Annotated in this window: 19 protein-coding genes and 1 pseudogene; 18 read left to right on the plus strand and 2 right to left on the minus strand. The window is 50.6% G+C overall.

The window, feature by feature from the left end; translation table 11 throughout:
• The first annotated feature begins 425 nt into the window (after positions 1–425).
• The 10 genes from ribH to E2B99_RS09405 all read left to right on the plus strand — a co-directional run bounded on the left by ribH (position 426) and on the right by E2B99_RS09405 (position 9,886).
• Entirely contained in the window at positions 426–896 is a 471-nt protein-coding gene (gene ribH, locus E2B99_RS09360) for a 6,7-dimethyl-8-ribityllumazine synthase (RefSeq protein ID WP_134244712.1), read from the plus strand.
• 4 nt (positions 897–900) lie between these two features.
• On the plus strand, positions 901–1,359 hold the full coding sequence (gene nusB / locus E2B99_RS09365) for a transcription antitermination factor NusB (protein ID WP_134244713.1): 459 nt from the start codon (positions 901–903) through the stop codon (positions 1,357–1,359).
• Positions 1,360–1,385: 26 nt separating this feature from the next.
• Complete coding sequence (locus E2B99_RS09370) at positions 1,386–1,742, plus strand: roadblock/LC7 domain-containing protein (RefSeq protein ID WP_134244714.1); 357 nt, start codon at positions 1,386–1,388, stop codon at positions 1,740–1,742.
• A gap of 111 nt (positions 1,743–1,853) precedes the next feature.
• On the plus strand, positions 1,854–2,795 hold the full coding sequence (gene thiL / locus E2B99_RS09375; RefSeq protein ID WP_134244715.1) for a thiamine-phosphate kinase: 942 nt from the start codon (positions 1,854–1,856) through the stop codon (positions 2,793–2,795).
• Complete coding sequence (locus E2B99_RS09380; RefSeq protein ID WP_240687787.1) at positions 2,788–3,321, plus strand: phosphatidylglycerophosphatase A family protein; 534 nt, start codon at positions 2,788–2,790, stop codon at positions 3,319–3,321. Before thiL ends, E2B99_RS09380 begins: the two co-directional genes overlap by 8 nt.
• 36 nt (positions 3,322–3,357) lie before the next feature.
• On the plus strand, positions 3,358–4,722 hold the full coding sequence (gene glmU / locus E2B99_RS09385) for a bifunctional UDP-N-acetylglucosamine diphosphorylase/glucosamine-1-phosphate N-acetyltransferase GlmU (protein WP_134244717.1): 1,365 nt from the start codon (positions 3,358–3,360) through the stop codon (positions 4,720–4,722).
• A gap of 12 nt (positions 4,723–4,734) precedes the next feature.
• Positions 4,735–6,573 (plus strand): glutamine--fructose-6-phosphate transaminase (isomerizing), encoded by a 1,839-nt coding sequence (gene glmS / locus E2B99_RS09390; protein ID WP_134244718.1) that lies wholly within the window; start codon positions 4,735–4,737, stop codon positions 6,571–6,573.
• Positions 6,574–6,600: 27 nt separating this feature from the next.
• Complete coding sequence (gene phrB, locus E2B99_RS09395) at positions 6,601–8,022, plus strand: deoxyribodipyrimidine photo-lyase (RefSeq protein ID WP_134244719.1); 1,422 nt, start codon at positions 6,601–6,603, stop codon at positions 8,020–8,022.
• A gap of 173 nt (positions 8,023–8,195) precedes the next feature.
• Positions 8,196–8,951 (plus strand): FKBP-type peptidyl-prolyl cis-trans isomerase, encoded by a 756-nt coding sequence (locus tag E2B99_RS09400; protein WP_134244720.1) that lies wholly within the window; start codon positions 8,196–8,198, stop codon positions 8,949–8,951.
• Positions 8,952–9,148: 197 nt separating this feature from the next.
• On the plus strand, positions 9,149–9,886 hold the full coding sequence (locus tag E2B99_RS09405) for an FKBP-type peptidyl-prolyl cis-trans isomerase (RefSeq protein WP_134244721.1): 738 nt from the start codon (positions 9,149–9,151) through the stop codon (positions 9,884–9,886).
• 276 nt (positions 9,887–10,162) lie between these two features.
• Here E2B99_RS09405 and E2B99_RS09410 read toward each other — a convergent pair whose 3' ends face one another.
• Together E2B99_RS09410 and E2B99_RS09415 are read right to left on the minus strand one after the other, a co-directional pair.
• A complete protein-coding gene (locus E2B99_RS09410) occupies positions 10,163–11,041 on the minus strand; it encodes an SDR family oxidoreductase (protein ID WP_134244722.1) in 879 nt (292 codons plus the stop codon).
• A gap of 182 nt (positions 11,042–11,223) precedes the next feature.
• On the minus strand, positions 11,224–12,639 hold the full coding sequence (locus E2B99_RS09415; RefSeq protein WP_134244723.1) for a dihydrolipoyl dehydrogenase: 1,416 nt from the start codon (positions 12,637–12,639) through the stop codon (positions 11,224–11,226).
• Positions 12,640–12,907: 268 nt separating this feature from the next.
• Between E2B99_RS09415 and E2B99_RS09420 the strand changes: the two genes are divergently transcribed.
• From E2B99_RS09420 to E2B99_RS09455, 8 genes and pseudogenes are all read left to right on the plus strand, one after another.
• A complete protein-coding gene (locus tag E2B99_RS09420; RefSeq protein ID WP_134244724.1) occupies positions 12,908–14,350 on the plus strand; it encodes an aldehyde dehydrogenase family protein in 1,443 nt (480 codons plus the stop codon).
• Between the two features lie 218 nt (positions 14,351–14,568).
• On the plus strand, positions 14,569–16,095 hold the full coding sequence (locus E2B99_RS09425) for a sodium-dependent transporter (RefSeq protein ID WP_134244725.1): 1,527 nt from the start codon (positions 14,569–14,571) through the stop codon (positions 16,093–16,095).
• Positions 16,092–16,193 carry a methionine/alanine import family NSS transporter small subunit gene (locus E2B99_RS09430; RefSeq protein ID WP_134244726.1) on the plus strand — a complete coding sequence of 34 codons (102 nt, stop codon included), beginning with the start codon at positions 16,092–16,094 and terminating at the stop codon, positions 16,191–16,193. Before E2B99_RS09425 ends, E2B99_RS09430 begins: the two co-directional genes overlap by 4 nt.
• Before the next feature lie 197 nt (positions 16,194–16,390).
• A pseudogene (gene zupT / locus E2B99_RS09435) lies at positions 16,391–17,200 on the plus strand (zinc transporter ZupT).
• A 170-nt stretch (positions 17,201–17,370) separates the two neighbouring features.
• A complete protein-coding gene (fmt, locus tag E2B99_RS09440; RefSeq protein WP_134244727.1) occupies positions 17,371–18,372 on the plus strand; it encodes a methionyl-tRNA formyltransferase in 1,002 nt (333 codons plus the stop codon).
• Positions 18,369–19,736, plus strand: a complete 1,368-nt coding sequence (gene rsmB / locus E2B99_RS09445) for a 16S rRNA (cytosine(967)-C(5))-methyltransferase RsmB (RefSeq protein WP_134244728.1) — start codon at positions 18,369–18,371, stop codon at positions 19,734–19,736. The genes fmt and rsmB overlap by 4 nt, the downstream gene beginning before the upstream one ends.
• Before the next feature lie 525 nt (positions 19,737–20,261).
• Positions 20,262–22,895, plus strand: coding sequence for a hypothetical protein (locus tag E2B99_RS09450; RefSeq protein ID WP_240687788.1), 2,634 nt, complete (start codon positions 20,262–20,264; stop codon positions 22,893–22,895).
• Between the two features lie 27 nt (positions 22,896–22,922).
• Positions 22,923–25,619, plus strand: a complete 2,697-nt coding sequence (locus E2B99_RS09455; protein ID WP_134244730.1) for a hypothetical protein — start codon at positions 22,923–22,925, stop codon at positions 25,617–25,619.
• The last annotated feature ends 7 nt before the right edge of the window (positions 25,620–25,626 follow it).

Consider the following 25,626-nt stretch of genomic DNA (forward strand, 5'->3'; position numbering starts at 1 on the left):
TTGATAATCGCTGCCCGAGCGCAAGGCGAAGGCTATGGCTGAGCAAAGAGGATAAGCAGCGATTGATAATCGCTGCCCGAGCGCAAGAGATGAGTCACACTGTGACGTAAGTATGATTTTCTGTGTGGATAAAGCGGAGGCACTGCACCTTGCGACCTGTCTATCTCATAGGCTGCAAGCGATGAGACCTTGCGGAATATATTCCTCATTCGCAAGTGTGGTTTTCTATCAGGCTAAAGCCCTGTCTTAAGCGCAATGCAGGGGTTCAGCATTAAGTACCGTGAAGTCTTGCTTCACCAGCATGCAGAGATAAATCATCTTGTTTCATAACTTTACTTTCTATGTGCTTAAAGCGTGGAAAGTAAAGGCAGCTTGATCAGGCATTTACATTATTAACTGGTTATTAATTAATTTTGAGGTTAAACATGAGCATTCGTACTGTTGAAGGTCAATTGCATCAGGGTGGTGAAGACCGTTATGCCATTCTGGTGGGCCGTTTTAACAGCTTTGTGGTCGAGCATTTGCTGGACGGCGCTGTAGATACGTTAAAACGACACGGCGTGAATGAAGCCAATATTACGATTGTGCGTGCACCTGGTGCCTGGGAATTGCCTGTTGTGGCCAAAAAACTGGCTGCCAGTGGCCAGTATGATGCCATTATTGCTTTGGGTGCAGTCATTCGAGGCAGCACTCCGCATTTTGATTTTGTGGCGGGTGAGTGTGCCAAGGGTCTGGGCGTGGTCGGTCTGGAATACAGCCTGCCCGTCATTAACGGTGTACTGACCACTGACAGCATTGAACAGGCGATTGAACGCTCAGGGACCAAAGCCGGTAACAAGGGCAGTGAAGCCGCAGTTACTGCCATTGAAATGGTTAATTTACTCAAGGCGATTTAATGACATGAGTGAGCAGCAAGACAGCTTTAAGTATCCCACCACATTTGCTGCCAAACGCAAGGCACGTCGTTTTGCCTTGCAGGGCTTGTATGAATGGCAAATGACCCATAACCCGGTACATGAAATTGAAGCGCGTACCCGTGCTGAAAATGCCATGCACAAGGTTGATATTGGCTATTACCACCAGTTGCTAACGCAGGTGATCCAGCATACTACAGCACTGGATGAGCTGATTAAGCCATTGATTGATCGTGACTTAAGTGCATTAGATGGTGTGGAACTGGCCGCCTTGCGTCTGGGTGCGTTTGAGTTGCGTGACCGGCTTGAAGTGCCTTACCGGGTGGTCATTGATGAAGCCATTGAGCTGGCCAAGCATTTTGGTGCAACGGATAGTCACAAGTACGTGAATGGGGTACTGGATCGGCTCGCCCAGCAATTACGGGCTGCCGAGAAAAACCAGTAAAGGAAAGCATGATTTTGAGGCAGGATATGGGCAAACTTTCTCTTGAACCGTTAAGCAAAATCGACGGTTTTGTTGCGGCAGCCATGGTGGATTGCACCAGTGGTTTGACATTGTCCACGTTGGGTGGCGGTATTGACCTTGAGCTGGCAGCCGCTGGCAATACCGAGGTGGTACTGGCCAAGCGTAAGGTGGCTGAAAACTTGCAACTGGATGATAATATTGAAGATATCCTGATTAGCCTAAGCAAGCAGTATCACCTGATCCGGCCACTGGAACGCAATCAGCAACTGTTCTTGTATCTGGTACTGGACCGGGCCAAGTCTAATCTGGCCATGGCACGTCACGAGTTACGTATTTTCGAAAGAGAGCTTGAGTTCGCCTGAGTGCATTCACTAAAACCGTCAGCTTAGCCTTGGCGGTTTTTTTATGGAAAAACAGGTTGTGCCAGTAAAACAGGTTATGCCAATGTTGCTGCTGAAATTTATGTTCTGCCCATGAATGAATTTGCGTTAATCCAGCAGTATTTTAAGCACACTGCTTTAGCCGCATCAAATGACCCGGCCAGTAGTGTGGTGCTGGGCATTGGCGATGATGCCGCCCTTATCCAGCCGCCTGCTGGCCAGCAACTGGTCATTACCAGTGATACGCTGGTCGCGGGTCGCCATTTCCCAGTTGACACGGTTGCTCATGCCATTGGCTGGAAGGCAGCAGCGGTTAATTTGTCAGATATTGCAGCCATGGGCGCCCGACCATTTGCTGTACTGATGGCCATTAGTTTGCCTGAGGTTGATCAGGACTGGCTGGCACAGTTTAGCCATGGTTTTTTTGCCTGTTGCGCACCTGAACAAGTACAGTTAATCGGTGGAGATACGACTCAAAGCAGCGTGTTAAGCATGACGGTGACGGCCTTGGGCTGGGTAGAGCCGGGGAAGGCGATACGGCGTGATGGGGCAAAGCCCGGTGATTTGATTGTGGTATCCAATACGCTGGGCGATGCAGCCTATGCGCTTCAGCATCCCGGCAGTGAGTTGCAGGAACGCCTGGATTATCCACAGCCGCGTAACCTGCTGGGCATGGCATTAAATGGCTATGCCCATAGCATGCTGGATATTTCGGATGGACTGGCACAGGATTTGGGGCATATCTTAACGGCTAGCCGGGTGGGCGCAGCTCTGCATTTGGAGCAGTTGCCATTGTCAGCTACGTTACAGCAATTGCCGCGTGAACAGGCATGGCAACTGGCATTGACTGGCGGTGATGATTATGAACTGTGTTTTACAATAGCACCTGAACGCTTTAAACAGTTTTGTCAGCACTATGCCGGACAGTTTCAGTTACAGGTTATAGGCCAGATCATAGCTAGCCCAGGTTTGACCTTATGGTATCAGCAACAACCCTATACAATGAATTTGCAAGGATATCAGCATTTTGACTAAACAGCCTGCGCAGAAAATTACCGTGAATTTTTATCAGCTTTCGTTGCTGGACAAGATTTTATACAGTCTGGGCGTGGGCTTTGGCTCTGGCTTGTCTCCCAAAGCACCGGGTACAGTGGCTTCATTTGTGGTGCTGTTTCTGGCCCCACTATGGCTGTGGCTTGGTATTAGTGCAACCATTATTAGCATTGTATTAATGACGGTACTAGGCGTGTGGATTTGTGACCGTACCGCTGACATTATGCAGGTGCATGATGATGCACGCATTGTCTGGGATGAATTTGCCGGGCAAAGCATTGTATTGCTGCCGCTGATGGTATTTAACCAGATGCACTGGCTGGGAATTCTGCTGGCGTTTGGCTTGTTTCGCCTGTTTGATATCTGGAAGCCGTGGCCAATCCGTTATGCCGACCATCAGCTCACTGGCGGTTTTGGCATTATGGTTGACGATATTTTGGCAGGAATCATTGCGGCTGCGGTATTATACGCCGGATTAGTTGTGGCTACAGCTTATGGCGCAATTTAACGATTTGGGATTAAAAGGTTTAGGGTTTAAACAACAATGACATTATCGGTAATTATTCTGGCGGCAGGTAAGGGAACACGCATGAATTCGCGCCTGCCCAAGGTGTTACAGCCACTGGCCGGACAGCCATTATTGGGCCATGTATTTGCGCAGGCCACCCGTTTGGGTGCAGAACGGGTCATTACCGTGATTGGTCATGGCAGTGACTATGTAAGAAACACCTTTAGCCAGCAGGCGGTAGACTGGGTAGAGCAAACCGAGCAACTGGGCACTGGCCATGCAGTACAGGTGACGCTACCAGTCTTGCCTGCCAGTGGGCAAAGCCTGATTTTATATGGTGATGTGCCATTAATTCGTGCCCAGACCCTAAAACAATTGCAGGAAGCAGCCCGTGGCGGTATTGCCATGATGACTTTAACAGTGGCCAATCCCACTGGTTATGGCCGCATTGTGCGCAAGGACGGCAAGATCCAGCGTATTGTGGAACACAAGGATGCCAGCGAACAGCAACGCCAGATTACTGAAATTAACACTGGTATTTACTGCGTGGACAATGCCTGTTTGCACCGCTGGTTGCCAAAGCTGTCCAATAATAATGTGCAGGGTGAATATTATTTAACCGATATTGTAGAAATGGCGGTGGCTGAGGGGCTAGATATTGGCAGCGTTCAGCCAGAATATGAGTTTGAAGTGGAAGGCGTGAATGACCGCCTGCAACTGGCAGCGCTTGAACGCCGTTATCAGGCCTATCAGGCTGAGCAGTTGCTTAAAGCCGGTGTTACCCTGAGTGATCCGGCGCGCTTTGACTTGCGTGGTCATCTAAGTACCGGGCAGGATGTGCGCATTGATGTCAACGTAGTCATTGAAGGTGAATGTGAACTGGCTGATGGTGTGCAGATTGGTGCGGGTTGTATTCTGAAGAATGCCAAAGTGGGCGCTGGCACAGTTATTCTGCCGTATAGCATTCTGGATGAGGTGGTGGTGGGGAGTAACGCGCATATTGGCCCGTTTGCCCGCTTGCGTCCCGGCACGGCACTTGCAGATGACGTGCACGTCGGCAATTTTGTAGAAATCAAGAATTCACAGGTGGGTCAGGGCAGCAAAGCCAACCATCTGGCCTATATTGGCGATGCCATCATTGGCACTGGCAGCAATATTGGTGCAGGCACCATTACCTGCAACTATGACGGTGCCAACAAGCACAAAACCATTATTGGCGATAAGGCTTTCATTGGCTCCAATTCATCACTGGTGGCTCCCGTACAGATTGGCAATGGGGCAACGGTGGGTGCCGGTTCAGTGGTCACCAAGGCAGTCCCGGATGAAACTCTGGCTGTTGCGCGCGGGCAGCAACGCAATATTGAAAACTATCAGCGTCCCGTGAAAAACCCGATTAAATAAAAGGTAAAAGCTATGTGTGGTATTGTTGGGGGAATTGCAGAGCGTCATGTGGCCGCGGTGCTGATTGAAGGCTTAAAAAAGCTGGAATACCGGGGTTATGACTCTGCCGGGGTGGCGTTGCTGGAAAACGGGCAAATTAGTCGTGCGCGTGAAGCAGGCAAAGTGGCGCTACTTGAAGCCAGTGTGAAAGCATCAAAAATAGATGGCAACATTGGTATTGCACATACCCGCTGGGCCACGCATGGCAAGCCCACACAGGACAATGCCCACCCGCATATGTCTGGTACGGTGGCTGTGGTGCATAACGGGATTATTGAAAACTATCAGGAACTTAAAAGCGAGCTTGAGCAGGCGGGTTATGTGTTCAAGTCACAGACTGATAGCGAAGTAGTGGCACATCTGGTGCATCAGGCACTGCAACAGCACAATAACATGCTTAAGGCGGTACAAACCATTGTGCCGCGCCTGCATGGTGCCTATGCGCTGGGCATTATTGATGCCAGCCATCCGGATGAACTGATTGCGGTACGTCAAGGCTCACCACTGGTGCTGGGTCTTGGTATTGGCGAGAATTTTATTGGTTCTGATCAGTTGGCCCTGCTGCCAGTGACCAACCGCTTTATTTACCTAGAAGAAGGCGACATTGTACGTCTGACCCGCAGCGATGTTGAAATTTACCATCAGGGCGAATTGGTCAGCCGGGCTGTTAATGAGCTGGATATTAGTGTCAGCAGCAGTGACAAGGGCGGTTTTAAGCATTATATGCTCAAGGAAATTTATGAGCAGCCGGATGCCATTCAGCATACCTTGTCAGTCGGGCTGGATCACAACCAGTTAAAAGATGATTTTTTAAGCAGTGGCACTGAGGTTTTGCCAGCCATTCAGCATGTGCAAATCATTGCCTGTGGCACCAGCTATCATGCTGGCATGGTGGCCAAATACTGGTGCGAACAACTAATTGGCCTGTCCTGCCAAGTGGAAATTGCCAGTGAATTCCGCTACCGCAGTCCGGTAGTGCTCAACAACACCCTGTTTGTGTATATTTCCCAGTCCGGTGAAACGGCGGATACCCTGGCAGCCCTGCGCGACATCAAGAAACGTGCAGCTGCTACCCAGAAAAATATCGTATCGCTGGCCCTGTGCAATGTGCCCACTTCATCACTGGTGCGTGAAACCGACCTGCATTTGCTGACCCAGGCCGGGCCAGAAATTGGTGTGGCTTCCACCAAGGCCTTTACCACCCAGCTGGCTGCCCTGATGCTGCTGGTATTAAAACTGGGCAAAATCAATGGTTCACTGGATGCTACACAGGAGCAGGAACTGGTGCAGGCGCTGTGGCAGACGCCCAAAATCATTAATCAGTGTCTGGCGCTGGACAAGGACATTGAAGCCATGTCACGCCAGTTTGTGGAAAAACGCCACACGCTATTTCTGGGCCGTGGCACGCAGTATCCGATTGCACTGGAAGGCGCGCTCAAGCTCAAGGAAATTTCCTATATTCATGCCGAAGGCTATGCAGCCGGTGAATTAAAGCATGGCCCGCTGGCACTGGTGGATAACGACATGCCAGTTGTGGTGCTGGCTGCCAATGACTACATGCTGGACAAGCTCAAATCCAACATGCAGGAAGTGCAGGCGCGCGGTGGCGAGCTATTTGTATTTGCCGATGAACATAGCGGTATTGCCAATAGTGACCGTCAGCATGTGGTGTATATTCCAAGCGCCAATGCCTGGATTGCGCCAATTGTGTATAGCGTGCCGGTGCAGTTGCTGTCTTACCATGTGGCGGTGTTGCGCGGTACTGATGTAGACCAGCCGCGTAATCTGGCCAAGAGTGTGACCGTTGAGTAAAACAAGCATCCATCTGGAATAAACCGTATGCACCTGCACTGGTTTCGTAGCGACCTGCGTATTCACGACAATACTGCACTGGACGCAGCAGCCAGTCAGGGGCCAGTGCTTGCGCTGTACATCATTACGCCCAAGCAGTGGCAACAGCATGATGACGCTGCCTGCAAGGTTGACCTGTGGCGGCGTCAACTCATTGAATTATCGGCAGACCTGAGTCGTTTAAATATCCCGCTCCTGATTCGCCATTGTGACTGGTGGCAGGACATTCCCGGTGTGTTGCTAGACATTTGCCAGCAGTACCAGATTGAGCAGGTGCATTGTAATGCCGAATATGCCGTGAATGAACGGCTTCGTGATACCGCAGTTCAGCAGCACTTACAACAGCAGCATATTGGTTTTAGCAGTTATCTGGATCAGTTGCTGTTTGAGCCGGGCAGTATCACCACCAAAAGCGGTGGTTATTTCAAGGTGTTTGGCCAGTTTAAACGGGTATGCCAGCAACATCTGTATGACCAGCTTCCGCAAATATTGCCCGCACCTGAGCCACAGGCAATATTACCCATTCAAAGCGACCCTGTACCACAACAGATTGCTGGTTTTCAGCCGGTTGATCCGCACATTGTGCAATGCTGGCCGGCTGGTGAGGCCCATGGCTGGCAACGGCTGGATGACTTTGCTGATGAAGCCATTACCGATTATGCCGGGCAGCGTGATTTTCCGGCTTTAAGCGGCACCAGCCAGTTATCGCCGTACCTGAGCGCAGGGATTATTTCGATTCGGCAATGCCTGCATGCGGCACTAAAGGCGGCCAATGGCGAGCTGTTTGGCCCGGATGAAGGAATTAATACCTGGATTACCCAGTTGTTATGGCGCGAGTTTTACCAGCATATTCTGGTGGGTTTTCCACAGGTCAGCCGTCATCAGCCCTTTAAGCAGCACACTGCAAAACTGGCATGGCGGCAGGTACCCGATGACTTGCAACGCTGGCAGCAGGGCCAGACCGGTTTTCCCCTAATTGATGCTGCCATGCGCCAGTTGCAACAAACCGGCTGGATGCACAACCGCCTGCGCATGATTGTGGCCATGTTTTTAAGCAAAAATCTGTTGATTGACTGGCGGCTGGGTGAGCAGTGGTTTATGCAGCACCTGATTGATGGCGATCTGGCGGCCAACAATGGTGGCTGGCAATGGAGCGCCTCCACAGGCACCGACAGCGTGCCGTATTTTCGTATTTTTAATCCCATTACCCAGTCACAAAAAATTGATCCCGATGGCACCTTTATTCGCCAGTGGTTACCGGAACTTGCGCATCTGGACAATAAATCCATTCATGCCCCACATTTATCGCGTAGTGTAAAAGCCGGAACGCTGGATTATCCGGCACCGATGGTTGATCTGGCAACAAGCCGTGACCGGGCCATTGCTGCATTTGCTGCCTTAAAAAATTAGGACAAGTCAGGATTTAACAAAAAATTTGCGCAAAATCATTGCAACTACTTGGCAAGGCAGATAAAAGCGCTAATCTATGCTCACGTTAGGGTAATGAAAACTGCTGGCCAGTGTGATAAAAAGAGCATGTCATGCACAGCAGGCACAATGATTGTATCAATGATGGAATTTTTATGAGTAAAGCGCTTCCCGTTGTTCTTGCAGCTATCATCATCGGTGGCGCATTAACTCCGGTTTATCTGGCCAAACAGGCCACTCCGGGTCAGCATGCCAAGACTGGTCAGACCAGCAATGCTGCCACCAGTAATATTCAGAAAATCAGCTATGCACTGGGCTATCAGGTGAGCAGCCAGACGCCACCGGAGATGGACACCGAGCTGTTTGCTGAAGGCATGCGCGATGGTCAGGCCAAAAAAACGCCGCGTTTTACCGAACAGGAAATTAATCAGGCATTAATGGCCTATCAGCAGGAAGTGCAAAAGCAGCAGCAAGAGCACTTACAGCAACAACAACAACAGCAGCAACAGGCAACAGCCAGTAGCGCCACTCAGGCGGGTGAGGCCTTTCTGGCAGCCAATGCCAAGAAGCCGGGGGTAATCACCACAGCCAGCGGCCTGCAATATCAGGTTATCAAGGAAGGCACCGGTGCGACGCCCACGGCATCGTCCGAAGTTAAAGTTGACTATGAAGGCAAGCTGATTGATGGCACGGTGTTTGACAGCTCCATCAAGCGTGGCGAACCGCTGACCTTTGGTTTAAGCCAGGTGATTCCGGGTTGGACTGAAGGCCTGCAATTGATGAAAGAAGGCGCGCATTACCGTTTCTTTATTCCAGCCAGCCTGGGCTATGGTGAAACCGGTGCAGGTGAAGCCATTCCGCCTAACAGCACCCTGATTTTTGATGTGACACTGATTAAGGTAAATCCTTAAACAGGTGAGTCCTAACCATCAGGCAGTATTGGCTTCAGGCCAGTTACTGCCGGTTTGGCTAGGATTATGTTTACCGTCATTTTATCGTGTTGCTGTATTAACACCTTTTTATCAGTCATTTGCCAAGTCAGTGGCAACTAACCTGCAAGACACATCAGTAACTGCCTCAGGTTAATGCAAGTAATGGAATTGAAATCATGAAAAAAATTGTTTTGGGATTAACCTGCGGTGTATTGAGCATGTATGGCGCAGCTTACGCAGCACCTGCCAAAAGCACAAAGAAAGCCAGTAGCAGCCCGGCCAGCAGCATTAATGAAAATAGCTCCGAACTGCAAAAAGTGGGCTATAGCTTTGGTTATATCATGGGTAAAAGTAACACCGAAGCCGTTAAGGATCTGGATGTAAATACCTTCATTCAGGGCTTTCGTGATGGTTACGCCGGCAAGCCTGCTGGCTTAAGCGAAGAGCAAATGAAAGCAGCCTTGCTGGAATACAAGCACAACCAGGAAGCGCAGGATATGAAAGTCTTTGAGCAGCAGGGCAAGGTAAATAGCGACGCCGGTGCCAAGTTTCTGGCGGAGAATGCTAAAAAACCCGGAATCACTACTACGGCTAGCGGATTACAGTATGAAGTGATCAAACAGGGTACGGGCAAGCGCCCAACCGCCAAGGCCAAGGTGACTGTGCATTATGAAGGCAAACTGATTGATGGCACCGTGTTTGACAGCTCGATTGACCGCGGTGAGCCGATTACTTTCCCGCTGGATCAGGTAATTGCAGGCTGGACCGAAGGTCTGCAACTGATGAAAGAAGGCGCACATTACCGCTTCTTTATTCCAGCCAAGCTGGGTTACGGTGAAACCGGCGCAGGCAATACCATTGGGCCAAACAGCACGCTGATTTTTGACGTTGAACTGATTAAAGTCGAACAATAAGGCTGGATCAGATTAAGTCAACGTTAAAAGCCGCGAGCTGATTAATGAAAAAAGCTGAAAACAGCATCGTGCGTTTTCAGCTTTTTTGATGGAAGCTTATTAATGACTTTCAAGCCAGCGCACTGTTTATTTAAGCCCTGTTGATCCAATCCGTAGTCATTCAATTACTATTCACCCAATCACTATTAATGCAGTTACTATTAGCGCAGCGCTTTTAAGTTAAAGCTTTTAAGTCAGAGCTTTTAAGTGATGGGTGCTGTGTATTGTCAGGCTATTCTAGCCATTAACAATCGATCCACCATTCACATGAATCACCTGACCGGTAATATAACTGGCATCATCCGACGCCAAAAATAAATACGCAGGTGCAACTTCACTCGGCTGCCCCATACGGCCCATTGGCGTGTCCTTGCCAAAATTTTCTACTTCCTCGGCATCAAAACTGCTGGGAATGAGTGGCGTCCAGATTGGCCCCGGTGCAACGCCATTAACCCGGATACCACGCTTTTGTTTCATCAGGTTGCTGGACAGACTGCGGGTGAAAGTAGTAATGGCTCCCTTGGTGGAGGCATAGTCGATCAGTTCCTCATGGCCCTGATAGCTGGTAATACTGGTGGTGTTGATGATGCTGTCGCCTTCATTTAAATGCGGCAATACAGCACGGGTGGTATTAAACATGCCAATAATGTTGGTTTTAAAGGTTTTTTCCAGTTGTTCATCATCAATATCGGTAATGTCTTTTTGCGGATATTGCACCCCGGCGTTATTCACCAGAATATTAATTTTGCCAAATTGCTGAATCACCTGTTGCACCGCTTTTTTCACACCCTCGTGGTCGCCCACATCCTGCTGAATGATCAGGCAACGGCGGCCTTCATGTTCTACCAGTTTTTTGGTTTGTTCGGCATCGTCATTTTCATCCAGATAAATAATGGCCACATCAGCGCCTTCACGGGCAAACAGCACGGCTGTCGAACGGCCAATGCCACTATCACCGCCACTGATCAGCGCGACCTTGCCATCCAGTTTGCCGCTGCCCTTATGGCTGGCCTTGATAAGTTCCGGTGCTGGATACATGGCATCCTGATCACCCGGCTGATGGGTTTGTTGTTGTGCCGGGGCGCCTTTGGGATAGTGATCAACATTGTTGCTCATTGAAATGCTCCTCATGGGTTTAATTGCTATTTACCCTAACAACAGGACGTGTAGCGTTCATTAAAGCCTAAGTGCACTTTTGGTAAGAGCATTGCTGCCTTTGTAAGTTTGCAGGGTTTATCTTTGTCCAGATTTTCTGAGTGACGCGCCCAAAAATGCTTAAAACATCTGTGATAAAGATCTCATGGCGCCAGTTCCGGCAATTGTGCACGCAGGCGCACTAGCGCTGTACGCAGGCCTTCTTCCAGTACCGGGTGGTAAAATGGCATGGCCAGTAACTGCTCGATAGTCAGGCCCTGCTGGATGGACCACGCCAGCAAATGTGCCAGATGTTCGGCCTCATGAACCAGCAATTCGGCTCCCAGAAGTTTATGGCTTTGCGGACAGCCATACAATTGAATGGCCCCTTCGTTCTTGTCCTGAATGGTGGCGCGGCCCTGAGTGCGATAAGACACTTCGGCACAGGCAAATGGAGTGTTGGCACGGGTTAATGCCTGATGCGACTGGCCTGCCGTGGCCATTTGCGGCTGGCTAAATACAATACTTAAGCCGGTATAAGGTTCAAATGGCTGAATCTCCGGGTAATGCGCGGCGTTAATGCCAGCAACTCGGCCCGCATTGGCTGCTTCATGTTGCAATGCTTGCGTGGTGGATACATCCCCGGCAATAAAAATGGGCAGGTCATCCAGTTGCATGGTGAGTGGATGCTGGATAGCGCCTTTGATGCCCTGGTATTTGGTATCAATATTGTCCAGACCCAGCGTATTGATATTGCTTTCCCGGCCAATGGCAGCCAGCAGGTACTCGGCTTTAACCTGCCCGCTATGCTGGTTGTGCTGGCCCGGCAGGCTGCGATGATAATGCAGTACCACCTGATCTGCCTCAAGGTACACCTGCTCAATGCTGCTGTTATCAATATAATTAAGTTCCCGGGTGAGCAATGCAGTGGCCAGCTTGCGCAAGTCAGGGTTGCTCAGGCCGCCAATGTCATTGCCTTTGCCCATGAGGGTCACTTCAACCCCCAGCCGGGCCAGTGCCTGTGCCAGCTCAATGCCAATGGCGCCGCTACCAACCACAATTATGCTTTTGGGCAAGGCCGGAAGGTTAAAAATGGTATCGCTGGTGAGCAGTTTGTGCTTGAGTGCCTGCTGCCATTGCGGATCAACACGCGGAATAGAGCCTGTGGCAATGATGCTGGCTTTGGTGGAAATAGTATCTTCGCCCACCTTAAACGTGGTGGCATCGATAAAATGCGCCTTGCCCTGTCTTTTGTGTTCGGCAGGCCATTGATCGACCACAGCCTGCGCATGCCCAGTAAAGTAATCACGCAAGTGTTGCACGCGCTGCATGACTGCTTTGGCATCAATGCGGGTTTGGTTATGAATGCCAAATTCGCTGGCATGCTGGCTGGCCTGTGCATACTTGGCTGCTTCAATTAATAACTTGCTGGGCATGCAGCCTACACGCGCACAGGTGGTATCCCAGGGGCCAGCATTAACAACCAGCACATTACTGGTGTGTTTGACCACCTGGTTGTATGCCGACTGTCCGGCAGTGCCTGACCCAATAATGACCACATCATAGCTATGCTGGCTCATGCGCGTATTATTCCTGAAAAGCTGAGAATCATGCGGCTAATATAGCGAACAATACCCGTTCTGGCAGGTCTCACGGGCAAAAATTAATAAAAGCTAAACATTGACGGCCAATGGAACAACAGCGTTAATGCCCAGTCCAGCAGTTTATAGTGACTAAAACAGGATGCCGGATTGCCTCTACAATCAACGCACACACAGCGGTTTGTTTGCTGCTTAAAAAACGCTATGCTGTGGTACTGAGTAAACCCCGTGCTATCAAGGACCGCAAATGAGCCAGCCATTTCAGCTTAAAGCCCAGTATCCCCTGTATCTGGCGAACCAGCCCGTCGAAACGACATCATGGCTGGAGGTGACTGACAAATTTAGCGGCAAGGTGGCCAGCCGGGTGGCACAGGCCGATACGCATACCTTAGATCAGGCCATAGCTGCTGCCGTCAATGCCGAGCAGGCCATGGCTGCATTAAAGCCCTATCAAAAACAAAAAATCCTGCAACATTGTGTGCAGCGCTTTAAAGAACGTAGTGATGAGCTGGCACAAATTCTGGTGATTGAAGGCGGCAAGCCAATAGGGGCAGCCAAAGCCGAAGTTTTACGCCTGATCAGTACCTTTCAGTTGGCCGCGGATGCTGTCACGCAAATGGATCAGGGCGTGGTGATGCCACTGGCAGTGACCGAAGCCGCAGCCAGTTATCGCGGCATGGTGCAGCGTGTGCCAGTGGGCGCGGTATCCCTGATTAGCCCGTTTAATTTTCCCTTAAATTTAACCGCTCACAAAATTGCCCCAGCCATTGTTGCAGGTTGTCCATTTGTCCTAAAGCCAGCCAGCCTGACGCCCATTAGCGCCATTATTATTGGTGAAGTGCTGGCAGAAACCGACTTGCCAGCAGGGGCATTTTCCATCATGCCATGCCACCGCGATGCTGCGGATAGTATGGTCACCGATGACCGCTTTAAGCTGCTAAGTTTTACCGGTTCCGATCAGGTGGGCTGGGACATGAAAGCGCGTTCCGGCCGCAAGAAGGTGGTGCTGGAGCTGGGTGGCAATGCAGCAGTGATGCTGGAAGAAGATGCCAATGTGGACAAGGCACTGGATCGCCTGATTGCCGGTAGTTTTGGACAGGCCGGGCAGGTGTGCATTAGCGTGCAGCGTATTCTGGCCCATGAAGCAATTTATGATGAACTTAAAACCAAGTTTGTGGCCCGTGCCAAAGCCCTGAAAGCTGCTGATCCGGCGTTAACCGATACCGTGGTTGGGCCAATGATCAAGGAAAAAGAAGCTGTACGGCTAAAAGGCTGGATTGATGCCGCAGTGAATGAAGGCGCAAATTTGCTCACGGGTGGTGAAATTAGTGGTGTCATGCTGGAAGCCACCGTGCTGGAAAACGTCAATCCCCAATCCGATGTGTATCAGCATGAAGCCTTTGGCCCGGTAGTGATTCTGGAAAAATACAGTGATTTTGATGAAGGTATCGCACGGATTAACCAGAGCCGTTTTGGCTTGCAGGCCGGAGTCTATACCAACGATTTGAACAAAATGTTCAAGGCATGGGACAGCTTGCATGTGGGTGGTGTGATTATCAATGACGTGCCAACTTTCCGGGTGGATAACATGCCGTATGGTGGTGTCAAGGACAGTGGACTGGGCCGTGAAGGCATCCGTGCGGCAGTGCTGGACATGACCGAAGAACGGGTGCTGGTGATCAAGCAGTAAGCCACTTGCGGCCAGTAAACCCAAAGCCATGGCAAGATGGATTACCTTGGCAAAAGAGTCAGTTTCAGGGTGGTCATAGCACAAATCACCACCATGGGATATATGACCAAATAACGATGACCGCCCGGGGCAGTTTTTATGCCCGGGAGCTACGAGGCAGCCATGGGGTTTTAGCTATAATTCCCGCTTATTAATGATATCCGGCAAGGACGTTTAGCATGACACAAGCTCGTGAAAACTGGTCAGCGCGCTCAGGCTTTATTTTTGCGGCAGTCGGTTCTGCGGTGGGTCTGGGCAATATCTGGCGCTTTCCTTATGTTGCCTATGAAAATGGCGGCGGTGCATTTTTATTGCCTTACCTGATTGCCCTGCTGACGGCTGGTTTGCCATTACTGTTTCTGGATTATGTTGTAGGGCACAAATATCGGCGTTCACCGCCACTGGCCTATCAGCAGATTACACCCAAGGCCGAATCACTGGGCTGGTGGCAGGTCATGGTGTGCCTGTTTATTGGCCTGTATTACGCCAGTGTGCTGGCCTGGGCCGCAAGCTATGTGTATTTTTCCTTTGGGCAAAAATGGCAGGGCAACCCCGAACAGTTTTTTTTGCAGCAATACCTGCAAAACAATCGTGGAACCACTTTAAGCTTTGAGCTTATTCCACATTTGTTTTTTCCCATTGTGGGCATGTGGGCGCTGGTGCTGCTGATTTTATATCTGGGCGTCAAGCGCGGGGTTGAGCTGTCCAACAAGATTTTCCTGCCGCTATTGATTGTGCTGTTCATGATTCTGGTGGTGCAGGCGGTACGCTTGCCGGGTGCCGTAGAAGGCCTAAATGCTTTTTTTACCCCGAACTGGCAGGCCATGACTGACTATAAAGTCTGGCTGGCCGCGTATGGCCACATCTTTTTTTCCTTGTCAGTCGGCTTTGGCATCATGGTGACCTATGCGTCTTATCTGGGCAAAAAAGCCAACCTGACTGGCGCTGGTCTGGTGGTAGGGCTGGCCAATTCCTCGTTTGAAATTCTGGCCGGGATTGGGGTGTTTTCTGCACTCGGCTTTATGGCCCATGCACAGGGAGTTCCGGTTAAAGAGGTGGTGAGTGGCGGAATTGGTTTGGCCTTTATTGCATTCCCCAAGCTGATCAGCAGTCTGGGCAGCAGTGGCGACTGGTTTGGATTCCTGTTTTTTAGCTCACTGGTCTTTGCCGGGATTACCTCACTGGTGAGTGTGATGGAAGTGCCGATTAGTGCCATTCAGGACAAGACGGGCTGTAGCCGCAAAAAAGCGGTGCTGGGCATTGGTGGCGGTACAGCCATCCTGTCAACTCTTCTGTTTTCTACCGCAAGTGCCATGAGTCTGGTAGACATTATTGACCATTTCATCAATAACATTGGGGTGGTGCTGGGAGCGTTATTGTCAATTGTGCTGGTGGCGTGGCTGATCCGGGGCAAACTCAGGGAATATACGGCGCACAGCAACGAGGTTTCCAGTATTAAACTGGGCAAGAGCTGGCAGGTTCTGCTGAGTATTATTGCGCCATTAAGTTTGATTGTGGCGCTGGGATTAACCATGAATAGCCTGTTTCAGGAAGGTTATGGTGACTATCCGGCATGGCTGGTGGGCACCTTTGGCTGGGGCAGTGTGCTGTGTTGCCTGATTGGTGCGATTGTGCTGCACTATTTGCCGCGTAGCCCGGCAGCGCCAGACGCTAAACCTGATCCAAACACTGGAGAACACGCATGAATAGCAGCGCTGTATTTATGATGATATTGTCGATTGTGCTGCTGTGGGGCGGCTTGCTGGCGGCGATTATTCATTTATCCCACCATCCTGATGAGTAGGCCCGTTTTTAACGGGTCAGCATAAATCACGCCGGTGGATTATCCCCGCATTCACCCCAAGGTATTGTCCACCAAAACAGCATAACCGAGCACGTGGAGGCACGAGATACCCAGACCACAAAATCCTGACCAGCTGAACTTGAAGTTTAAATAGTTCAGGTTCATGGTACTGATACAGCATGTCTGGAATATGTCTCATGCCTGAAATTGCAACCTCCACCTTGATCATTGCGTTTGCAGTCACACTGGCGGCTGGACTTGCCACCGTGGTTGGCAGCTTTCTGGTATTGGCCAGTAAAAAACCCAGTCCGCGCTTGCTGGCATTTGGACTGGCCTTTGCAGGTGGCGCGATGGTGTATGTGTCGCTGTCGGAAATCCTAAACAAATCCATTGCCGCGTTTAACAGTGTCTACGGTGAGCGGCTGGGCTTTACCTATGGCACACTGGCTTTTCTGGCCGGTGTGTTTGCCATTGTGCTGCTGGATCATGTGATTCCCAATCCGCATCAGGCACTGGAAACCAGCGATCCCCTTTATCAATAGCACAATACGGCTTATATCAAGCGGGTTGGCCTGCTCACCGCAGTGGCCATTACCCTGCATAATTTTCCAGAAGGACTGGCCACGTTTTTTTCCATGCTGGACAGTCCCGGTATTGGTGCACCGCTGGCGGCGGCAATTGCCATTCATAATATTCCTGAAGGGATTGCCATTGCCGTGCCAGTGTATTTTGCCACCCGCAACAAATGGTATGCCGTGGGGGCAAGCCTGATTTCCGGGCTGGCCGAACCACTGGGCGCGCTGATTGGTTATGCCTTACTGGCACCGTATTTGTCGCAAACGGTATTTGGTACAGTGTTTGGCATGATTGCCGGCGTGATGGTGTTTTTGGCACTGGATGAGTTGTTGCCCGCCGCCAAGCGCTATGCACAGGGCCATGAAACCGTGTATGGACTGGTGAGTGGCATGGCTGTATTGGCGTTAAGCATGATTTTATTTAAGTGGTAAATGCTGGGGCGCAGTCATAGCTCAGCTTAAAACCATCGTCCGTAGTGATTAACTGATTAAATTTTATGTGGCGACAAAACATTTTCCGGTTTGAAATCTGGCATTCGCCAGTTTCTGTCAGGAGTCGGCTATAATAGGCCATTCATTAAGCATGATCCCAGAATATACCCGTGAAGCTGATTTTTGCCGGAACTCCCGAATTTGCCGCTACTGCATTGCAAGCCCTGATTGAGGCAGGCCATGAGATTGTGGCGGTATACACCCAGCCGGATCGTCCTGCCGGGCGTGGCCAGAAGCTGACTCCCTCGGCAGTCAAGTCACTGGCGCTGCACCATGGTTTGCCAGTGCACCAGCCCTTAAGCCTAAAAAGCAGCAGTGAGGAAGGACTGGCAGCCCAAGCCCAGCTTAAGGACTATGCAGCAGATGTCATGGTGGTAGCAGCCTATGGCCTGATTTTGCCCAAAGCCGTGCTGGACATTCCACGTTTTGGCTGCCTGAATATTCATGCCTCACTATTGCCACGCTGGCGTGGTGCAGCGCCAATTCACCGTGCGCTGCTGGCAGGCGATGTGCAAACCGGCATTACCATCATGCAAATGGATATCGGACTGGATACGGGTGATATGCTGTATAAAACCAGTTGTCCGATTGCAGCCACAGAAACCAGCAGCAGCCTGCATGACAAGCTGGCACAACAGGGTGGCCAGGCCATCACCACGGTTTTAGCCAGCCTGCAAACCTTGCAGGATTATCAGGCCCAGCGTGAACAGCAGGACGAAGCGCACGCCACCTATGCACAAAAGCTGGTAAAAGCAGAAGCCCAGATTAACTGGCTATTGCCTGCGTCCGAGCTTGACCGCCAGATTCGCGCCTATCAGCCGTGGCCAGTGTCGTTTTGCACGCTGTATAGTGGAAGTGACAGTGGCAGTAGTAATGAGAATAACAGGGGCGATGCGCAGGTTTTACGGGTCTGGTCTGCCCAGTGTAGTGATGCGCAAAGTGAGCAGCCAGCGGGTACGGTCATTCAGGTAGATAAGCATGGCATTCAGGTGGCCTGTGGCAATCAAACGGTATTACAGCTCACCAGTTTGCAATGGCCGGGCGGCAAACCGCTAAACAGTGTACAAATCCTGCAGGCTCAAAAAATTCAGGCCGGGCAGGTGCTGCAATGAGTCCATTCAAACAAAACCAGCCGCATGCCAGAACAACAGTACAGCATAAAAAGCCACAGCCTAAAAAAGCACAGCCTAAAACGGTACGCCTGAACCTGCGTGCACGGGTCATTGTGTTGTTGCAACAGGTAAATGAAGGCCAGTCACTGAACCAGATTCTGCCGCAAGCGCTGGAACAAACCCCGGTTAAGGACAAAGGTCTGCTGAACGAACTGGTGATGGGTACGTTGCGCCACTGGTTTGCACTGGATGCCCAGATTCAGCCCATGCTGGCCAAGCCCTTAAGTGACAGCCGGGTACACATTGCCCTGCTGCTGGGTCTGTACCAGTTATTGCAAACCCGCATTCCAGCGCATGCCGCCATTAGCGAAACGGTTGAAGCCATTAAGCAGCTCCGGCTGGATAAGGCCAGTGGTCTGATCAATGCCCTGTTACGCCGTGCTACCCGTGAAATGGAAAGCATTCAGGCTAGTTTTACCCAGCATCATGGCTTGCCAAAATGGCTATATCAACAACTAAAAAAAGACTGGCCACAACAGGTTAATGACATTAGCCAGACCTTGCGGCAAACAGCGCCATTAACTTTGCGCATCAATAGCCGCCAGCGCTCACGCAGTGGCTATTTGCAGGCACTTGAGCAGCAGAACATTGCGGCAGCGCCCTGTCAGTTGTCCAGTGATGGGATTGTGCTACAGCAGGCGGTGCAGGTGACAGAATTGCCCGGATTTGCGGAAGGATGGTTTTCAGTACAGGATGAACATGCCCAGCTGTGTGCGCCGTTTTTGGGAAGTTTAAATGATCAACGTGTGCTGGATGCCTGTGCCGCGCCCGGTGGCAAGACTGCACACTTGCTGGAAAAAAATAGTCCGGCTTTACTGGTGGCATTGGACAATGATGAAAAACGCCTGAGCCGTGTGCATGAAAACCTTGAGCGTTTGCAACTGGCTGGCCCACAGGTCAGCGTCATTACTGCGGATGCTGCCACATGGCAAGCGGACAACTTGTTTGATCATATCTTGCTGGATGCGCCCTGTACCGCCACGGGTGTGATTCGTCGTCATCCCGATATTCGCCTGCTACGCCAGCCGGGCGATGTGCAGCAAACCGTACAGTTACAGGCAAAACTGCTGGATCACTTGTGGCAACAATTAAAGGTGGGCGGCACCTTACTGTATGTAACCTGTTCCATTTTAAAACAGGAAAACCAGCAGCAAATGCTGGCATTTATGGCGCGTCATCCTGAGGCTCAATTGCAGCCCCTGAGTGTTGAAGGTGCCATCGCGCAAGAAGCCGGAATTCAATTGTTACCGCAACCGCAGGGCGGTGATGGTTTTTATTTTTGCCAGTTGAAAAAATTAGCCTGACCGAAAAAAGCTGATGTTTGAGGGCTAGGTTAGCCAATGCCCTTAAGCTGCTCATCAGGCTGAATCAACGGGTAAGATGATACCTTACCCAATACAGCGTGGCAATCAGGGCTTGTACCTAACTGTTTTTCTATTTCATTGTCGTGAAATAGTTTTAGTGAATCCTGTTAAAAGCAACAATACGAATAGCCTTGGAAAGTGAGAAGGTTTTTGTTGAAAAAACTGTTGATAAATTAATCAGCGCCACGGCATACTACGCGTTAATGGCGCAACAATAACATTAACCGATTTAAACAAAAATTAACGTAGCGTTAACTATCCGTTGGATTGGTTATTTTATCGTAAAGGCATATATCCCAATTGATAAAAGTAAATGGATCAAATAAAGTTTATCCTGACACAAATGTTGCCCGTAATTTGCAATAGTTCACATTTTTCGTGAGGCGATCTCACCACCTTTAATAAACTGGAATGAGGTAAGGCATGCGCAGGCCTTGGCATTTTAAAACACTGGTTAGCACAACAATGATAAAAACGACTGGGCTAACCGGCCTCCTGTTACTGGTCACTCAGGCAGTTCAAGCCCTGCCGGTTCCCGGTAGCCAGATTACCAATATTGCCAGTGGTGATTATGTCGATGAACAGGGCAATGTACAGGTTATCAATTCCAATCCGGTATCGCTGACCATCCAGAAAGTCTATGCACTCACCCTGCAACAAAACCAGCAGCAGGTTGCAACTTTGGGCGCGCCGGTGGCCTTCCCGCATTTACTCACCAACACTGGTAATAGTGCGGACCAGTATTTGCTGACCCTGACCCAGCTAAGTTCAGCCTTTAATATGACGGGCCTGTCGGTCTATGCCGACCGCAATCAGGATGGCGTTGCTGATGACAATGTCAACCTGAACAATACGCAGGTAAGTCTGGAATCCGGTGAGTCGCTGGCCGTAGTGGTGGTGGGTTCAGTGCCGGTTAATAGCACTGCCGCCAGTCAGTCCAGCATTACCCTGCAAGCCACCAGCCAGCAAAATCCAGCCTTAAACCAGCTGGTCACCGATGTGGTCACTGTGGTGGATCAGGCGGTGATTAATGTCACCAAGTCACAAAGCATTAGCAGTGGCAGCAATGGTGCCATTATTACTTATACCTTTACCTATACCAATACCGGAACTGCGGCCGGACGTTTGTCCCTGACAGACCTGTTAAATGCCTCGCTGCAATATCAGACGGGCAGTGCAGTTTGGTCGAGCGGCACTACCTTAACCGATGCCGATGACAATGAAGGCACGGTAAATGCTAGCAATACGGGCATTAGCTATCGATTGGTAGGCAGTAGCCAGATTGAGTTTGGGCTGGACAGCATTGCCCCATTAACCAGTGGTTCGGTGAGCTTTAAGGCCGCGGTTCGTAGTACGGCCGACAAGAAAATTCCCAATACCGGCAGCTATAGCCAGTATAACGGCACTAACACCACGCCAGTAAAAACCACCACCACCAATACCGTGGTGTTTACCCGTCAGGATCAGCTGGGTGTGGTGCTTAACAATAACTCACTCTCCAGCAGTAATAATGGCAATCCGGCCAGTAGCCCGCACAACCTGATTGTTAAAGACGGGGCAGTGGCTGGACAAGACATCAGCTTTGACAACTATGTCTGGAATACTGGCAACACCAGCGATACCTATAATTTAAGTTATTCAGCCAGCAATCTGCCTGCCTGTGCGCAAGTGCAGTTTTTTGCTGCTGATGGCAGAAGCCCGCTGAACGATAGCAATGGTGATGGACTGGTTGATACCGGGGCGCTGGCGAGTGGTCAGGCCCGCCTGATCAAGGTGATAGTGATTACCACGCCCACCTGTAGCAGCAATAATGTGATCAATATTGATGTACAGGCACGTTCGGCCACCAACAGCACAGTGTCTGATCCGGTGCGCAACCAGATCAACCAGATTGCCAGTCAGGGCGCTACCGATTTGACCAATGGTAACGGCAGCGGTACTGGCGTTGGTAACATTGATAACAATGGCAGTGCATGGCTGGCCAAGTCTGTAGTGGCGGGACAAAGTACTGCCTTTCCACTGGTGATTAATAACACGGGAAGCAGTAGCAATAATTACAACTTAATTGTCTCAGCTAGTGCCATTAGCCTGAATACGCTAAATACAGCCAGCAGCCTGCCCACGGGCTGGGATGTCAAGTTTTATAACGGGGACGCCAGTTGTACGACGCTGGGCCAGCAAATTGTTAATTCCGGCACTATAGCCGCTGGAGCCAGCAAGACCTACTGTGCGGTGGTGAGTGCCCCAGTGAATGCGTCACAAACGGTATTGCCGCTGTGGTTTGCCATTACTTCGCCAGTCAACGGGCAGGGTGATGTCATCAAGGATCAGGTTAATTTGCCGCAGGCACGTCGTCTTGAGCTGACCAATGACCAGCAGGGTCAGGTACGCGCAGGCGGCACCACGGTTTATTTGCATACCTTAAAAAATACCGGGGCAGTGACCGAAGGCCAGAATACCGGTGATGTGTTGCTAAGCCTGCAAGCCTTGAATGTCAATGACGGCTTTAGCTATACCTTATATTTTGATGCCAACAATAATGGTTTGCTCGATAGTGGTGATCCCATCGTTAGTGACTTGCACAGTATTGCAGGCAGTGGATTAAGCCCCAGTCATTCCGTGCAATTACTGGTCAAGGTACAGGCCCCCGCTACGGCTACCAATGGCATCCGCAGTCAGGTTCAACTGATCGTGACGCCCACTGGACAGGTGGCCGGACTGAGTGCCAGCAGCGTACAAAATACCGATACCACCACCGTAAACCCCAACCAGTTACGCCTGACCAAGGCACAAGCCAAGAATGAACTGTGTGCCAGCAGCAATTTTGCCAGTCTGACTTACAGCACCAGTGGCGTTCAGGTCAAACCCAACCAGTGTGTAGTGTACCGCCTGACTGTGCGTAATGAAGGCGCTGAAGCAGTGGATGCCGTGGTAATTCAGGATATGGTTCCGGTATATACCACCCTGCTGACGCCACCGGGCGTGAGTGTCAGTCAGGGCAGTGCCAGCGCAAACAATGGTCAAATCATCGGTAATGTTGGTACTTTGCTGCCACAGCAGGATGCTTCGCTGTATTTCTCCATCCGGGTTAATCCTTAAGGCGCTAGAGATTAAAGGTAATTAAGCATGATCACTTGTAATACTAGAGCGACTTTTGGTTCCAGACGGTTTTTATGGGCACAACTGGGCTTGCTGGCGTTAGGCATTGGCAGCCTGTTTTGTCACGATGCACATGCTGTACCGCTGGCCGGCACCATTATCAGTAACATGGCTATTGGTGAATATAAGGAAGAAGGCTCAAGCGTGGTACAAACCAGCCGCTCTAACCTGGTTCAAACCACCATTATTCCGGTGTATACCTTTACCCTGACCGCCAACCGCAGCGTGCAAGCCAGTGCCGGACAACGGGTGTTTTTCCCCCATGAGCTCAGCAATACCGGCAATAGCACAGACCGCTATAATCTAACGCCTACCAATCTAAGCGGCGACAACTTTGACTACAACAATATGGTGGTGTATCTGGATGCCAACCGTGATGGTGTGCCCGATGGCAATGCGATTGGCAGTTATAGTCTGGCCGCTGGTGAATCAGTGGGCTTGCTGGTGGGCGCGACCATTCCAGCCGGTAGCAGTGATGCCGCAACTGGCGATGTTCAACTGACCGCCATTTCGCAGACTACTCTCCAGTCCAAGCAAAATATCGACCGCAGTACAGTCAGCAATCAGGCCGTAATTCTGGTGCGCAAATCATTTTCAGTAAATACGGTCAACCAAAACCAGATTGTCACTGTGCGTCTGGATTATGAAAATCCCGGCGTGGTGGCGAGCGGACAGGTTAGCATAAGCGATACCCTTGACCCTGCGCAATTATCCTATGTAAGCGATGGCACCGAAAACTGGAATGGCCAGAGTGTTAATCCAGCCACTGGTAGTAATGATCCAACAGGGATTAATTATTATTTAAATGGCAATACCATCAATGCGGTACTGAGCAGCGTTCCGGCGGGCGGTTCTGGTTTTATCCAGTTTAAGGTTAGGGTCAATCAGGCACTACCCGGCCGTATTCCCAACACGGTACAGGTGAGCTACGACCACGACAATAGCGCGGCCACTACAGATATTAGCACCACCAGTAACACGGCAATTTTAACCATTAATCCCAGTTACGGCGTAGAAATCAATGGCATTTCTACCAGCGCCAGCAGTGCCGCAGCCGATAATCTGGTCATAGCACCTGCAGTGAGTTCTGGCAGTGAAATAATGTTTAGAAACTATGTGTGGAACACCGGCAATAGTGAAGACCGTTTTAACTTAAGCTTTACCAATGACACTTTCCCAACCCCGCATCAGGTAGAGTTTTACCGGGCCGATGGTGTGACGCCACTGCTGGACAGTAATGGTGATGGCATACCTGATACTGGCCTGTTGCAGGCCGGCGAAAAGCTGGAAATCGTGGTGAAGCTGCGTACACCCACGACATTTGCTGTGACGGCTGCAAGCAATTATAGCGTATCTCCACAGGCACAATCGCTGGGCGATCGCAGCAAAACTGATATCGTAGAAGATCGTGGCAGTATCACCATTACTGATGCCAGCCGACTGGTGGATTTAACCAACAGCCCGGAAACCAACAACAACGGAACAGGCAACGGCAGTATCAAGAATGCAGGCAATCCATGGAAAACCCTGACCGGAAGCTCATCGGGCACGGTAATTTTTCCATTGTCGGTCAAGCACACGGGGACGCCCACAGCGTATGCCTTGAGCGCGGATGCCGATGGCAATTTCAATACCGTGGATTTGCCGCAGGGTGTGGCTGCCATTCGTTTTTATCAGTCAACCAGCAATAGCTGCACGACGCTGGGCAGTGAAATCCAGCAAACCCGCCTGCTGGCTGATGGTGAAAGCCAGTTGTACTGCGCGGTCGTGACATTAAAGGCTGATGTGGCCACTGCCAGCAATATTCCCGTATATTTCAAGGTGGCATCCAGCACTTATGTAAGCAGTAACAATGCCAGCAATCCTGGCTTTGATACCTTAATGAATGCCATCAACATCAGCAGCCTGAATAGTACCGGCAGCGTGGTATTAATGCCGGATCTGCGCGGACAGATTGCTCCCAATGGCACGATTGTCTATAGCCATAACCTGATTAATAACGGTGCAACAGCACTCAATGGCAACTATTATCTGGCGGTAACTAACGATCAGCCCGGTTTTGAAACCACCCTGTATTATGACCTCAACAACAATGGCCAGCTTGATAGCACTGATTTGCTGATTAATGGCACCTATAACATTAATGGCAGCATGATTGCCGCAGGTGCCCAGTTGCGGATTTTTGCCAAGGTACAAAATACGGGCTACAGCGGGGTAGGGGTAGTCAATACCGGGACTATTACATTGCGTGATGCCAGTAATACGGTCATTGATGGGGTAACCGATATTACCACCGTGAGCGCGACCCAGATTCGTCTGGCAAAACTCCAGGCAAAAGATGCCAATTGTGATGGCGTGGCCGAAGGCAGCTATACCGCTGCAACCTTAACCATTGGCCGTAATGCCAACGGCTCAGGGCAATGCGTGCTATACCGCCTGACCGTACAAAATCAGGGTGCACTCAATATTGGGGCGTTTAACTTCCGGGATACCACACCGGCCGCTACCGTAATGGCCACTGCACCTGTATGCAGCAGTTGCACCGCAAATACCATCAGCGCGCCAGCCATCGGCCAGTCCGGCAGTATCAGTGGCACTGTTCCAGGCATTGCCAGCGGCGCAAGCCATGTTTTTGAATTCGGGGTGCGCTATGCCGGCCAATGAGATGAAA

Origin of the sequence: Alkanindiges illinoisensis (assembly GCF_004377485.1) — a bacterium.
GTDB classification, from domain to species: Bacteria; Pseudomonadota; Gammaproteobacteria; order Pseudomonadales; family Moraxellaceae; genus Alkanindiges; species Alkanindiges illinoisensis_A.

Bases quoted from the DNA above. Each gene is read 5' to 3' on its own strand.
- E2B99_RS09400 (WP_134244720.1), top strand. From the start codon at position 8,196: ATGAGTAAAGCGCTTCCCGTTGTTCTTGCAGCTATCATCATCGGTGGC.
- E2B99_RS09455 (WP_134244730.1), top strand. From the start codon at position 22,923: ATGATCACTTGTAATACTAGAGCGACTTTTGGTTCCAGACGGTTTTTA.
- rsmB (WP_134244728.1), top strand. From the start codon at position 18,369: ATGAGTCCATTCAAACAAAACCAGCCGCATGCCAGAACAACAGTACAG.
- E2B99_RS09425 (WP_134244725.1), top strand. From the start codon at position 14,569: ATGACACAAGCTCGTGAAAACTGGTCAGCGCGCTCAGGCTTTATTTTT.
- nusB (WP_134244713.1), top strand. From the start codon at position 901: ATGAGTGAGCAGCAAGACAGCTTTAAGTATCCCACCACATTTGCTGCC.
- thiL (WP_134244715.1), top strand. From the start codon at position 1,854: ATGAATGAATTTGCGTTAATCCAGCAGTATTTTAAGCACACTGCTTTA.
- E2B99_RS09415 (WP_134244723.1), bottom strand. From the start codon at position 12,639: ATGAGCCAGCATAGCTATGATGTGGTCATTATTGGGTCAGGCACTGCC.
- E2B99_RS09370 (WP_134244714.1), top strand. From the start codon at position 1,386: ATGGGCAAACTTTCTCTTGAACCGTTAAGCAAAATCGACGGTTTTGTT.
- ribH (WP_134244712.1), top strand. From the start codon at position 426: ATGAGCATTCGTACTGTTGAAGGTCAATTGCATCAGGGTGGTGAAGAC.
- glmS (WP_134244718.1), top strand. From the start codon at position 4,735: ATGTGTGGTATTGTTGGGGGAATTGCAGAGCGTCATGTGGCCGCGGTG.
- E2B99_RS09410 (WP_134244722.1), bottom strand. From the start codon at position 11,041: ATGAGCAACAATGTTGATCACTATCCCAAAGGCGCCCCGGCACAACAA.
- phrB (WP_134244719.1), top strand. From the start codon at position 6,601: ATGCACCTGCACTGGTTTCGTAGCGACCTGCGTATTCACGACAATACT.
- E2B99_RS09420 (WP_134244724.1), top strand. From the start codon at position 12,908: ATGAGCCAGCCATTTCAGCTTAAAGCCCAGTATCCCCTGTATCTGGCG.
- E2B99_RS09450 (WP_240687788.1), top strand. From the start codon at position 20,262: ATGATAAAAACGACTGGGCTAACCGGCCTCCTGTTACTGGTCACTCAG.
- glmU (WP_134244717.1), top strand. From the start codon at position 3,358: ATGACATTATCGGTAATTATTCTGGCGGCAGGTAAGGGAACACGCATG.
- E2B99_RS09405 (WP_134244721.1), top strand. From the start codon at position 9,149: ATGAAAAAAATTGTTTTGGGATTAACCTGCGGTGTATTGAGCATGTAT.
- E2B99_RS09430 (WP_134244726.1), top strand. From the start codon at position 16,092: ATGAATAGCAGCGCTGTATTTATGATGATATTGTCGATTGTGCTGCTG.